Here is an 11,991-nt window from a genome sequence, read left to right as displayed (position 1 = left end):
GCCCGGGGACCGTGGCCCCGGGCTGCCGGGCCTCCCCGTCACCTCCGGCTCCACTCCCGCGCGAGCAGCTCGTACGACCTCACCCGGTCGGCGTGGTCGTGGGTGATCGTTGTGATGAGCAACTCGTCGGCGCCGGTGGCCTCTTGGAGCTGCGCCAGGCGGTCGGCCACGCGTCCCGGTGAACCGACGAACCGCGTGTCCACCCGGTCCCGCACCAGCTCCCGGTCCTCGTCGCTCCACTCGAAGGAGCGGGCCTGCTCGGGCGTCGGGTACTCGATGGCGCCCTCGGCTGTGCGGATACTGCGGACCCAGGCCGCGTAGCCGGTGGCGAGCTCGCCGGCCGTCTCGTCGTCCTCCGCCACGACCACGTCGGCCGAGACGCTGACGTACGGCTTGTCGAGGAAGTCGGAGGGCTGGAAGAAGGCCCGATAGCCGTCCACGGCCTCCAGCACGGTGGCGGGGCTGACGTGGTAGTTCGCGGCGAACCTCAGCCCCCGCGCGCCCGCGACCTCGGCGCTCCGGCCGCCGCTGCTGCCCAGGATCCACAGCTCGACGTCGGCGCCCTCGCCCGGCACGGCGTGCGCCTCGACGCCCTCCGGGGAACGGTAGGTGCCGGCCAGCAGGGCGAGGATGTCGTCGATCTGCTCGGCGTAGTCCTGCGACTCGGCACCGGGCAGCAGGAGCAGCTTGCGCTGCAGGGCGACGCGGGGCGAGCCGAGGAGGCGTTCGAAGGAGAAGCGGGGCGGGATCAGCAGGCCGTTCGGGGCCCGGCCGTCCACGACGGGGGTGACGGTCGCGGGGGCCGCGGCCGGCTGTCCCGGCGGGCGGCCGCCCGAGCGGCCCAGGCCGAGGTCGAAGCGGCCGGGATGCAGGGCGTCGATCAGGCCGAACTCCTCGACCGTGCTGAGCGCGGTGCGGTGGCCGAGCTGTACGGCACCGGAGCCGAGCCGGATCGTGGAGGTGGCGGAGGCGGTGAGTGCGAGGACGACCGCGGGGGAGGCACCGGCGACGCCCGGGTTGAGGTGGTGCTCGGCGAACCAGTAGCGGCTGTATCCGAGGCGCTCGGCGTGCTGTGCCAGGTCGATGGAGTTGCGCAGGGCGTCGGCGGCCGTCGAGCCGGACGGTATCGGCACCAGGTCGAGGATGCCGAGGGGGATGTCAGACATGGGCGGGCTCCTCGGTGACGGACAGGACGAACTTCACGACGCCGCCCGTTCCTCGCGGACGGCATCGGGGTGGGCCAGGCCGAGGTGGTCGCGGAGGGTCGGGCCCTCGTACTCCGTGCGGAACACGCCCTGTTCCTGGAGCAGCGGGACGACCTTGTCGGCGAACTCGTCGAGGCCGCCCGGGGTGATGTGCGGGACGAGGATGAAGCCGTCGCTCGCGTCGGCCTGCACGAACGCGTTGATGGTGCGGGCGATCGTCTCCGACGAACCGATGAAGTTCTGCCGGTTGCCCGTCTCGATGACCAGGTCGCGGATCGACCAGTTGTGCGCGGCGGCGAGCTCCCGCCACTCGCGGGCGGTGGCCAGCCGGTCGCGGTACATGCGGACCTGGGCGCGGCCCTGGGAGATGTGGTCGTCACCGGTGTCGGGGTCGATGTCGGGGAGCGGCCCGTCCGGGTCGTAGGAGGACAGGTCCCGGTTCCAGACGAACTCCAGGTGCCTGAGGGCGGTGGCGCCGCTGACCTGCCGGCGGCGCACCAGCCTGGCCAGTTCCTCCGCCTCGGCGTCGGTGTCGGCGAGGGTGAAGGTGGCGGCGGGCAGGATCAGCAGCTGGTCGGGGCGGCGGCCGTACTTGGCGAGGCGCTTCTTGACGTCGGTGTAGAAGGCCCGGCCCGCTTCGAGGGTGGCGTGCCGGCTGAAGATGGCGTCGGCTTCGGAGGCGGCGAACTCGCGGCCCTCCTCGGAGTCGCCGGCCTGGAAGATCACCGGGCGGCCCTGCGGGGAGCGCGGCACGTTGAACTGCCCGTGGATGTCGAAGTGCTGTCCGGTGTGGACGAAGGCGCCGGCCTTGGCGTCCCGCAGGAAGGTGCCGGTCTCCTGGTCGGCGAGGATCTCGTCGCCGTGCCAGGAGTCGAAGAGTTCGTTCGCCGTGGCCAGGAACTCCTTGGCGCGGGAGTAGCGCTCCTCCCGCGGAAGGAAGCCACCGCGGCGGAAGTTCTCGCCGGTGAAGGCGTCCCAGGAGGTGACGACGTTCCAGGCGGACCGCCCGCCGGAGAGGTGGTCGAGGCTGGCGAACTGGCGGGCGACCTCGTAGGGCTCGTTGAAGGTGGAGTTGATGGTGCCGGTCAGTCCGAGGCGGTCGGTGACGGCGGCGAGCGCGGTCAGGACGGTGAAGGTGTCGGGGCGGCCGACGACGTCCAGGTCGTAGATCCTTCCGCCCTGTTCGCGGAGCCTGAGCCCTTCGGCGAGGAACAGGAAGTCGAACTTGGCGCGTTCGGCGGTCTGCGCGAAGTGGACGAAGGAGCTGAACTCGATGTGGCTGCCGGCGCTCGGGTCGCTCCACACGGTGGTGTTGTTGACGCCGGGGAAGTGGGCGGCCAGATGGATCTGCTTCGGCGGCTTGCTCATGGTCGTGGTCGTCCCTCCGGCTCAGGCGGTCGCGATGGCGGAATAGCGGTTGGCGGGGCGTGCCAGGCCCAGCAGGCCGCGCAGGGTGCCGGCCTCGTAGGCGCGGCGGAAGGCGCCCCGGCGCTGGAGTTCGGGGACCAGCCCTCGGGTGATCGCCGGGAGGTCGTGGCCGGTGACGGCGGGGCGCAGTCGGAAGCCGGTCAGTCCGGCGCCGCGCAACTCCTGTAGTAGGTCGGCCAGTTCGGAGGGCGTACCGGTGAAGATGTGGGCGTCACTGGTGTACGGCTGTCCCGCGAGCGCGTCGAGCCGTTCCCGTCGTGCGGTCGCGGTGGCCGGATCGTCGTCGAGGAAGACCACCAGGTCGCCGAAGACATGGAGGGGTTCGGCGGCCCGGCGCGCCGCATGCTGCTCGGCGCGGATCCGGGCGACGATCGCGCGGGCCTCGTCGGTGTCGTGCGGGGTGACGTAACCGATGTCGGCGGCGCGGGCCACGAGCCGGTACGGGACGGTGTCGTGGGCGAGGGCGCTGACGATCGGCTGGCCCTGTGGTGGGCGGGGTGTGATGGAGGGGCCCCTGACGCTGAAGTGCCTGCCCTCGAAGTCGATGTAGTGCAGCTTGTCGCGGTCGATGAAGCGGCCGGTGGCGGCGTCCCGGATCTCGGCGTCGTCCTCCCAGCTGTCCCACAGGCGGCGCACGACCTCCACGTAATCGGCGGCCTCGTCGAAGAGGTCGGCGACCAGTTCCCGGGTGTCCGGGTGGTCGTAGGCCTCGATGCGCGGGATGGTGCGGCGGCCGAAGTGGGCGGCCTCGTTCGGGCGGGCGGTGATCTGCACGCGCAGTCCGGCGCGGCCGGTGCTGATGTGGTCGAGGGTGGCGATGGCCTTGGAGATGTGGAACGGCTCCGTGTGGGTGGAGACCACCGTCGGCACCAGACCTATGTGCCGGGTCAACGGTGCGACGCGGGAGGCGATGAGGACGGCGTCGAGGCGGCCGCGCACCTGGTCGGTCCGCTCGTCCGGGTCAAGGAAGTGGGAGGACTGCGGGCCGAGGCCGTCCTCGATGGTCACGAAGTCGAGCAGACCGTGCTCGGCCTCGGCGACCAGATCGGCCCAGTATCCGGCCGTGAACAGTGCGCGCGGGCGGGCCACCGGCTCGCGCCAGGAGGCGGGATGCCAGCCGGTGCCCTCCAGGGCGACGGCAAGGTGCAAGGGAGAGGGAGGTGTTGGGGACACGGGTGGGTGGCCTTCCTGGAGGTCCGTGACGAGTCGGCTACTTGTTGGTCCTGGGCAGGCCGGGCGGATTGATCTCGGACTTGGTCACGGCCTCGTCGGTCAGTCCCCAGCGCTCCAGTACCTTCGCGTAGGTGCCGTTCTCGATGACGTGGTTGAGGGCGTCGGCGAGCGGCTCGACCAGTCCGCTGTCCTTCTTGGTGGTCGCCGCGATCAGGCCCTGAAGGGTGGCGCCCGCGCCGGAGTGGGTGCCGACGACCTCGGTCCTGCCGGTGGTGGCCGCGTGATACGCGGCGGTCGGGTTGGGGCCCAGGTAGAGGTCGATCCGGCCGGACTGGAGGGCGAGGTAGGTGTCGCTGTCGTTCTGGTAGTACTTGACGTCCACCGGCTTCCGGCCGGCCTTCTCGTTCTCCTCGCTCCATTCGACCAGCAACTTCTCCTGGTTGGTGCCGCTGCTCACGGCGACCGTCCGGCCGGCCACGTCCTCGGGGCCGGTGATCCTCAGCCCGCTGCCCTTCTTCGCCTCGAAGGCCAGGTTGTCCTCGCGGTAGGTGGCGAAGTCGTACTTCTCCTTGCGTTCCTCGGTGACGGTGATGTTGCTGAAGCCGACGTCGTACTTGGCGCTGTCGAGGCCGACGAAGATGTTCTCCCAGGAGACCGGGTTGATGTGCAGCTCGAGGCCCAGGACGTCGGCCACCAGAGAGGCGATGTCGGGTTCGACACCGATGACGGTCCTGTTGTCGGTGGCGTAGAAGGTCAGCGGCGCGGCGGAGCCGGACGAGTCGACGACCTCCAGGGTGCCTCTCTCGCGGATCTCCCGCGGTACCTCCGCCGCTATGGAGTCGACCTTTTCGGTGGTGACGCGGTTCTGGTCAGGGGTCAGGTTGATCTTCGTCCTGCTGCCCGACGTCGCCGCCACCTCGGTCGTGCCGCCGTCGTCGGGGTTGCCGCACGCGGCGAGGACGAGGGCGGCGGTCAGTCCCAGCGCGGCCGCGGTGGTGCGGCGGGTGATCGAGGTGGACATGGTCGTGCTCCTTGCTCGTGGAAAGGGGTGCGGGGTTGGTCAGAGGACCTTGGAGAGGAAGGCGCGGGTGCGCCGATGCCGCGGGTTGTCCAGGACGGCCGTGGGCGGGCCCTGCTCCACGACGACGCCGTCGTCCATGAACACCACGGTGTCGGCGACCTCGCGGGCGAAGCCGATCTCGTGGGTGACGACGATCATGGTGGTTCCGGTGCGGGCCAAGTCCTTGATGACGTCGAGGACTTCACCGACCAGTTCGGGGTCGAGCGCCGAGGTGGGCTCGTCGAAGAGCAGCACCTTCGGTTCGAGGGCGAGCGCGCGGGCGATGGCCACGCGCTGCTGCTGGCCGCCGGAGAGCTGCCGCGGGTAGGCGCCGGACCTGTCGGCGAGGCCGACCCGGTCGAGGAGCCTGCGGGCGGTCTCCTCCGCCTCACGGCGGGGGCGGCGCAGTGCGGAGACGGGCGCCTCGATCAGGTTCTCCAGCACGGTCAGATGCGGGAAGAGATTGAAGTTCTGGAAGACGAACCCGATGTGGGTGCGCTGCTTCAGTACGTCCTTCTCCTTCAGCTCGTACAGTTTGCTCCCGGAGCGGCGGTAGCCGATGAGCTCGCCGTCGATGCTGATCCAGCCGCTGTTGACCTTCTCCAGGTGGTTGATGGTGCGCAGCAGTGTGGATTTCCCGGAGCCGGACGGCCCGAGGATCACGGTGACCTCACCGGCCCGGACCCGCAGGTCGACGCCGCGCAGTACCTCCAGGGGTCCGAAGCTCTTGTGGACGCCGTGGACGTCCACCATCACCTCGCTCATCGGCTGTCTCCCAGGGGCTTGAGCGGTACGACGGGCCGGTCGCGCCGGGCCGCGGCGGCACGCAGGTCGTATGCGAGGCGGCGGGCGCGCTGGAGCGGGGTCGGTGGCGGGGTGCGGTTGGCACCGCGGGCGTACCGGCGCTCGACGTAGTACTGGGCGATCGACAGCAGGGACGTCAGTACGACGTACCAGGCGGTGGCGACCAGCAGCAGCGGGATCACCCGGCCGTTGCGGCCGTAGATGACCTGCACCTGGTAGAACAGCTCGCCGATGGACATCACGTAGACCACCGAGGTGCCCTTGAGCAGGCCGATGATCTCGTTGCCGGCCGTGGGCAGGATGGCGCGCATGGCCTGCGGGAGCACGATGCGGCGGATCTGGCGCAGCCGGGGGATGCCCAGCGCGGCGGCCGCCTCCAGCTGCCCGTGGTCGACGGAGACCACGCCGCCGCGGACGATCTCGGCGGCGTAGGCGGCCTGGTGCAGCGTCAGCCCGATGATGGCGGCGCCCATGGTGCCGATGACGCTGTTGCTGTCGACGGACCAGAACACCGGGCCGAACGGGACGCCGAGGCCCAACCTCTCGTACAGCGCGCTCAGATTGAACCAGAACACCAGCTGGACGATCATCGGGATGGACCGGAAGATCCAGATGTAGCTCCAGGCGACGGTCCGCAGGACCGGGCTGTGCGAGAGCCGCATGAAGGCCAGGACGGTGCCGAGGAGAAAGCCCAGCACGGTGGCGTAGGCGGTGAGCTGGAGGGTCACCCACACCGCCTGGACGATCGTCTCGGACAGGACGTAGTCGCTGAAGACGCCCCACTCCCAGACCGGGTTGGTGGCCAGGCCGTGCGCGAACTGGGCGACCAGCACGATGACGGCGAGGACGGCGGCCCAGCGGGCGTAGTGGCGGGCAGGTACGACCTTGAGGGAGACGGGATCGTCCGGGGTGGGCGGGGCCTGGGGGCCGGTTCCCGGGGTGGCCTCGCCGGGCGGCGCGGTGTCGGTGGTGGATGCCATCGTGATGTTCCTGATCGGCTCTTATGCGTGCTCGGGCGGGTTGATCCGCGACGTGTCGATCGCGGAGGCGGACGTGCCCCACTTCTTGAGGATCCGGGCGTAGGTGCCGTCCTTGATCAGCTCGTTGACGGCGGCCTGGAAGGCCTTGGTGAGCGGGGAGCCCTTCTTGAAGGCGAAGCCGACGTCGAGGCGGTGGAACTCGCCGAGGAAGGTGGTCCGGGACGCGGGCTGGGCCGCCTGGTACCGCAGACCGTTGATGGTCGACATGATCACGTCGACACGGCCCTGCTGGAGAGCGGTGAGCGTCGCGGCGTTCTCCGAGTACACCTTCACGTCGTACGGCTTCTTGCCGGCCTGCGCGCACACCCCCTTCTGTGCGGTGAGGGTCGCCTCGAAGGTGGTACCGGCGCCGGTGCCGATGGTCAGCCCGCACAGCTGGGTGAGGTCGGTGATCCTCGTGCCGAGCGCGGTGTCGCCCTTCCTCACCGCGAAGCCCTGGCCGTCGTTGATGTAGGTGACGAAGTCGATGGTCTTCAGGCGTTCGCTCGTGACCCCGAAGTTGCCGGTGCCGACGTCGTACTTGCCGCTGCCGAGGGCGGGCAGGATCGTCTCGAAGGAGGCGTCCTGCCGTTCCAGCTCGACGCCGAGCACTTTGGCCACGGCGTCGGCGAGGTCGATGTCCTGGCCCGCGGGGGTCTTGTCCGCGCCGTTGGGGTAGTACGCCCCGGGCGGGAATCCGATCGAGCTGCCGACGCGGAGCCTGCCCGACTTACGGACCTCGGCGGGCAGCAGGGCGGCGACGGAGTCCACCGTGCGTACGGCGGCGACCGGGTCGTCGGTCGGCGCGGCCGAGGCCTGGGCGGCGGCCGGTGTGGTGCCGGAGGTGTCGCCGGAGCCACAGGCGGTCAGTGTCAGGAGCGGCAGCAGCGTGAGGGCGGCTGCGAGGCGCAGGCGAGCTCTGATCCCGGGGAGGTTCACAGGTCGGGGCCTTTCATGTGCGCGACTGGATGTCGAGGTGCTTCTCGAAGGGCAGCGGGCCGATGGTTTCCGGGTCGGCCTCGGTGTCGAACAGCGGCGTGTATCCGGTGGCCAGGTACAGGCCGCGGGCCTCGGGCTGGCGGGGCCCGGTGGTCAGGTGGATCCGCCGGTAGCCGCGTGCGCCCGCCTCGCGTTCCAGCTCGGCGACGACGTGCCGGGCGAGGCCGCGTCTGCGGTGGGCGGAGTGGGTCCAGATCCGCTTCAGTTCGGCCGTGGTCGCGTCGTACCGCCGGAAGGCGCCGCCCGCGACGGGCTCGCCGCGCTCCAGCAACAGGAGAAGCAGGCCGCCGTACGGTTCGGTGAACTCCTCGTCGGGGTAGCGGGCGAGCTCGGCGTGGGCGTCCTTGCCGTAGCGGGTCGAGTACTCGTGGCCGAGCTCCAGCAACAGGGGTCTCACGCGCGGGTCGGAGACCGTGACATGAAGGGACGTCACATCGGGCGGTGGCAAGGGGGCAGCGACGCCGGGGAACTTCACGGGCACGGGCATGGCCTTTCAGGGGTGCGGCGGCACGCGGGCATGGCGGAATCGCCCTGCGTACGGGCATGAGCGAACAGACCGTCGGGCAGAAGGGTCGGTGCGGTCGTGACGACGTCGGGCGTCGGGGAAGCAGAGCCGCGGCAGCGCGCGTGAAGGGAGAACTCGGCCCGCGACGGGGTCACCGAGGGAGGGAAGGGCCGGTCAGCCGGCCCGCTGCCGCGTCAGGCGCAACACGCGGCGGACCACACTCGACCGAAGTCGATGTGATCGCGCGAGACCAAGCGCTCCTGGGCAGTCATGCGACCAATTGAGCAGGACATCGCGCTGTCCGTCAAGACGTGCCCGGATGCCGGACCGGCCGGAACCGGCGTTTACCGGTGCCCTGTTGACACAAGGACGCCATGGGCACATACGATCGACGGCGGGTCGGCTCCGCGATGCGCGGTGCCGCCCCGGCCGCGTTGAGGGACGCGGCGCATGTGACGACGCCGAGCCCCGGCCGCACGGTACGCACGCGGCGCCTCCGCCGTTGCGCCCCCTGCGAGTGCCACCGGGTGGTCACCCACGCCTGCGATCCCCTCCCCCGGAGAGCCCCTCGATGGTCACGCCTTCCGAACTCACGCCGGCCCCTGCCACGAAACCCCCGAAACAGGCGAGCGCCCACGGCCCCGACGTGCCGCGGATCGTGCCGCGCCGACACGTCGGCCGGTGGCTTACCGCTGCCGTCGCGCTGCTGCTGTTCGCGATGGTGCTCAACTCCGTCGTCCGCAACGACGCCTTCCAATGGGAGGTGGTGGCCCGGTACTTCACCACCTCCGCCGTGCTCGACGGACTGCTGCTCTCCCTGTGGCTGACGGCTGTGGTGATGGTGCTCGGCTTCGTGCTCGGCACGGTGCTCGCGGTCATGCGGCTGTCCGCCAACCCGGTACTGCGCACACTGAGCTGGGGCTATGTGTGGATCTTCCGGTCCACGCCGCTGCTGGTGCAGCTGCTGTTCTGGTTCAACATCGGCGCCCTGTATCCGACGCTGGGCCTCGGCGTCCCGTTCGGCCCTCAGTTCCTCACCGTCAAGACGGTCAACCTGCTCGGCCCCACCCTGACCGCCGTCATCGGCCTGACCCTGCACGAGACCGCGTACGCCGCCGAGGTGGTGCGCGGGGGCATCCTCTCCGTGGACTCCGGGCAGACGGAGGCCGCCCAGGCCCTGGGACTGAGCAGGCGCCGCACTCTGCGCCGGATCGTCGTCCCGCAGGCGATGCGCTCCATCGTGCCGACGGCCGGGAACATGCTGATCGGCACCCTGAAGGGCACCAGCATCGTCAGTGTGCTGGCGGTGCACGACCTGCTGTACTCGGTGCAGCTGATCTACAACCAGACCTACCAGGTCATCCCGCTGCTGATGGTCGCCACCCTGTGGTACATCGCGGTCACCACCGTGCTCGGCGCGGGCCAGTTCTACATCGAGCGGTACTACGCGCGCGGCAACTCCCGCGCCCTGCCGCCCACTCCGCTGCAACGGCTGCGCGGACACCTGACCGCACTACGCGGCCGACTGCGCGCATGACGGGGCAGACGCGTCGCGCCGCGCTTCGCCGGGCCGCGGACCCATGTGTACGAGCAGGTCCGGGCGGCGAAGCGCGGGGCGGTACGGACACGGCTAGGAAAGGTATGCCTCCACTTCGCTGAACTGGGCCGCCGGCCAGCCGGTGTTGCCGGTGACGTGCAGCCGGACGTAGCGGATGTCACCGCTGACCGGGATCGTCACCGTGTTGCCGGTGGCCGGGTCGAAGCGGTAGTCCTTCGGGGCGGCCACCGTCGAGTACGCCGAGCCGTCGGTGCTGCCCTGCACGGACAGGGTCTGGGTGCGGGCCTGCCACGCGGCCTGCGGCGGCAGCTTCAGCACCAGCCGGCGTACGGCCTGCCGGGATCCGAGGTCGACCGTCAGGGACTGCGGGAAGGCATGGTTGGCGGACTCCCAGTAGGTGTTCGCGTCGCCGTCGACCGCCTTGCCCGGGGTGTAGACGTCCTGGGAGCCGGTGGCGGTGGCGGGCCGGCCCTCGGCGAGGTTGCGGTCGGGGTCGGGTTCGGGGTTCTGCTCACCGGGCCGCGGCCAGGTGGAGCAGTCGGACCAGGTGCTGCTCCACCCCGAGTTGCCACCGCCGTCGGTGACGGTGAAGGTGCCGGAACCGGTCGGGTAGGGGCAGTTGTAGACGCCGGCCGAACCGACGCCGGTCGCCGTGACGTCGCGGAAGGTGGCGGCGCCCTGGGTCTCCGCCTGCACGACGACCGTACCGACCTTGTTCACGGTGGCGCCGTCGATGGTGATGTTCTTCGCCGCGTATCCGCGTCCGCTGCCGGAGACGAACTCGAAGGCGCTGTAGGGACTGTCCGTGACGGTCGTGTTGGTGATCCTGACCTGCGCCTCGATGGCGCTGTCGTAGGAGTCGACGCGCAGGGCGCCCATCGGGTGGTTCCAGTTGGGGTTCATGGCGCCGGTGCGGACCAGGGTGTTGCCGTCGACCGTGATCGTGCCGGCCAGCGGGTGGAAGGGGTCGAGGAACTTCTGGTTGGAGATCGCGATGCCGCTGCCGAGGGCGTTGGTGTCGGAGATCAGGTTGTTCCGGACGGTGATGTCGGTGCCGCCGTAGATCGCGATGCCGTTGGCGAGGTTCGGCTGCGTGATGGTGTTGTTCTCGAAGCTGCTGCCCGTGTTCGGCGCGTACAGCGACCACATGGCGAGCGCGTCGTCGCCCTGGTTGCGCAGGAAGTTGTCGCGGACCTTCACGCCGCGCGCGTTGCCGTTGAGGTTGAGGCCGTCGGCGGTCATGTCGAGGAAGCGGTTGTTCTCGACGACGAGGTTGTCGTTGGTGCCGGTCAGCCAGAGGCCGACCTTGAGGTGCTGGAGCCACATGCCGGAGACGGAGGAGTTCGGGCCGAGGGAGCCGTTGACGAAGTTGTCGGGGCTGGAGTCGACGCGTTCGGTGACCTCGCCGATGACCGCGAAGTCCTTGATGTGGACGTTGCCGGACGAGCCCGACTGGTCGATGAAGCGGGAGGTCCGCACGATCGAGTGCCAGTGTCCGGCGCCCCGCAGGGTGACGTTCTGCACCCCGCTCAGGGAGGAGGTGAGCCGGTACTCGCCCGGCGGTATCCACACCACTCCCCCTTGCGCGGCGGCGATGGCCTCCCGGAACGCCTGCGTGGAGTCGCCCCGGCCGCTGGGGTCGGCGCCCTTGTCGGTCACGGAGACGGAACCGGCGGGCCGCGCGGCGGGCGCCGCCGCCTGTTCGAAGTCGGCCACGTCGACGGTGACCTGGACGCCCGTGGCCTGGAGGGCGACCTTGTCGCCGGCCTGGACGTCACGGCCGAGCAGCAGCCGGGAGTTGGCGTACAGGTGGTGCGTCCTGGCGCCGGGGATCCAGGGGGTGTCGACGTAGGAGTACTTGGACGTCACCGGCAGGGTCTGCGCCAGCTTCTGGCCGTTGACGTACACGTCGAGCGAGCCCGACTGGCCGTCGGGGACGCTGTACGCGACGTTCACCGCGTTGGCCGCGCGCGGCACCGTGAACTCGACGCGCCGGCCGGGGTCGAGGCGTACCGCCTGGCGGCCCGACGCCTCCGAGGCGAGGGTGCCCTGGGTGTGGTCGGGGCCGATCCTCGTGCCGGTGGTGGTGGCGGACTCGGCCTCGACGGAGGTGAAGGGGAGGGTGGCGCCGGCGGCGGCGTGGGCGGGGGCGGGTGTCAGGGCGACGAGGGTGCCGGCGGCCAGGGCCACCGCCGTGGCGACGGCCGGGGCACGTCTCACGGTGCTGGAGGTGCTCATGT

Annotated in this window: 10 protein-coding genes; 1 reads left to right on the top strand and 9 read right to left on the bottom strand. The window is 70.5% G+C overall.

From position 1 onward, the window contains the following. Positions 1-38: 38 nt before the first annotated feature. The 8 genes from ACZ470_RS09745 to ACZ470_RS09710 are packed head-to-tail and all read right to left on the bottom strand — an operon-like array spanning position 39 to position 8,175. Positions 39-1,166, bottom strand: coding sequence for an LLM class flavin-dependent oxidoreductase (locus ACZ470_RS09745; protein WP_468426076.1), 1,128 nt, complete (start codon positions 1,164-1,166; stop codon positions 39-41). Between the two features lie 33 nt (positions 1,167-1,199). Beyond that, positions 1,200-2,573: an NtaA/DmoA family FMN-dependent monooxygenase gene (locus ACZ470_RS09740; protein ID WP_468426074.1), complete on the bottom strand. Its 1,374-nt coding sequence runs from the start codon at positions 2,571-2,573 to the stop codon at positions 1,200-1,202. Positions 2,574-2,594: 21 nt separating this feature from the next. Continuing rightward, positions 2,595-3,806: an LLM class flavin-dependent oxidoreductase gene (locus tag ACZ470_RS09735; protein WP_468426072.1), complete on the bottom strand. Its 1,212-nt coding sequence runs from the start codon at positions 3,804-3,806 to the stop codon at positions 2,595-2,597. A 37-nt stretch (positions 3,807-3,843) separates the two neighbouring features. Continuing rightward, positions 3,844-4,827, bottom strand: coding sequence for an ABC transporter substrate-binding protein (locus tag ACZ470_RS09730; RefSeq protein WP_468426070.1), 984 nt, complete (start codon positions 4,825-4,827; stop codon positions 3,844-3,846). Between the two features lie 39 nt (positions 4,828-4,866). Next, a complete protein-coding gene (locus tag ACZ470_RS09725; RefSeq protein ID WP_468426068.1) occupies positions 4,867-5,631 on the bottom strand; it encodes an amino acid ABC transporter ATP-binding protein in 765 nt (254 codons plus the stop codon). Continuing rightward, the gene (locus ACZ470_RS09720) at positions 5,628-6,650 is read right to left on the bottom strand and encodes an amino acid ABC transporter permease (RefSeq protein WP_468426067.1); all 1,023 of its coding nucleotides are present in this window, start codon (positions 6,648-6,650) and stop codon (positions 5,628-5,630) included. Before ACZ470_RS09720 ends, ACZ470_RS09725 begins: the two co-directional genes overlap by 4 nt. 21 nt (positions 6,651-6,671) lie before the next feature. Next, positions 6,672-7,628, bottom strand: coding sequence for an ABC transporter substrate-binding protein (locus ACZ470_RS09715; protein ID WP_468426065.1), 957 nt, complete (start codon positions 7,626-7,628; stop codon positions 6,672-6,674). A gap of 13 nt (positions 7,629-7,641) precedes the next feature. After that, positions 7,642-8,175: a GNAT family N-acetyltransferase gene (locus tag ACZ470_RS09710; RefSeq protein ID WP_468426063.1), complete on the bottom strand. Its 534-nt coding sequence runs from the start codon at positions 8,173-8,175 to the stop codon at positions 7,642-7,644. Between the two features lie 589 nt (positions 8,176-8,764). On the opposite strand from ACZ470_RS09710, the gene ACZ470_RS09705 reads away from it, so the two are divergent. After that, positions 8,765-9,730 carry an amino acid ABC transporter permease gene (locus ACZ470_RS09705; RefSeq protein ID WP_468426061.1) on the top strand — a complete coding sequence of 322 codons (966 nt, stop codon included), beginning with the start codon at positions 8,765-8,767 and terminating at the stop codon, positions 9,728-9,730. A 93-nt stretch (positions 9,731-9,823) separates the two neighbouring features. Here the strand turns inward: ACZ470_RS09705 and ACZ470_RS09700 are convergent, their stop codons facing one another. After that, positions 9,824-11,989 (bottom strand): discoidin domain-containing protein, encoded by a 2,166-nt coding sequence (locus ACZ470_RS09700; protein ID WP_468426059.1) that lies wholly within the window; start codon positions 11,987-11,989, stop codon positions 9,824-9,826. Positions 11,990-11,991 lie beyond the last annotated feature (2 nt).

The organism is Streptomyces sp. NPDC031111, assembly GCF_055570675.1.
This window is presented reverse-complemented; position numbering and strand designations above follow the sequence as displayed.

Bases quoted from the DNA above. Each gene is read 5' to 3' on its own strand.
- ACZ470_RS09705 (WP_468426061.1), top strand. From the start codon at position 8,765: ATGGTCACGCCTTCCGAACTCACGCCGGCCCCTGCCACGAAACCCCCG.
- ACZ470_RS09730 (WP_468426070.1), bottom strand. From the start codon at position 4,827: ATGTCCACCTCGATCACCCGCCGCACCACCGCGGCCGCGCTGGGACTG.
- ACZ470_RS09710 (WP_468426063.1), bottom strand. From the start codon at position 8,175: ATGCCCGTGCCCGTGAAGTTCCCCGGCGTCGCTGCCCCCTTGCCACCG.
- ACZ470_RS09745 (WP_468426076.1), bottom strand. From the start codon at position 1,166: ATGTCTGACATCCCCCTCGGCATCCTCGACCTGGTGCCGATACCGTCC.
- ACZ470_RS09720 (WP_468426067.1), bottom strand. From the start codon at position 6,650: ATGGCATCCACCACCGACACCGCGCCGCCCGGCGAGGCCACCCCGGGA.
- ACZ470_RS09725 (WP_468426068.1), bottom strand. From the start codon at position 5,631: ATGAGCGAGGTGATGGTGGACGTCCACGGCGTCCACAAGAGCTTCGGA.
- ACZ470_RS09700 (WP_468426059.1), bottom strand. From the start codon at position 11,989: ATGAGCACCTCCAGCACCGTGAGACGTGCCCCGGCCGTCGCCACGGCG.
- ACZ470_RS09740 (WP_468426074.1), bottom strand. From the start codon at position 2,573: ATGAGCAAGCCGCCGAAGCAGATCCATCTGGCCGCCCACTTCCCCGGC.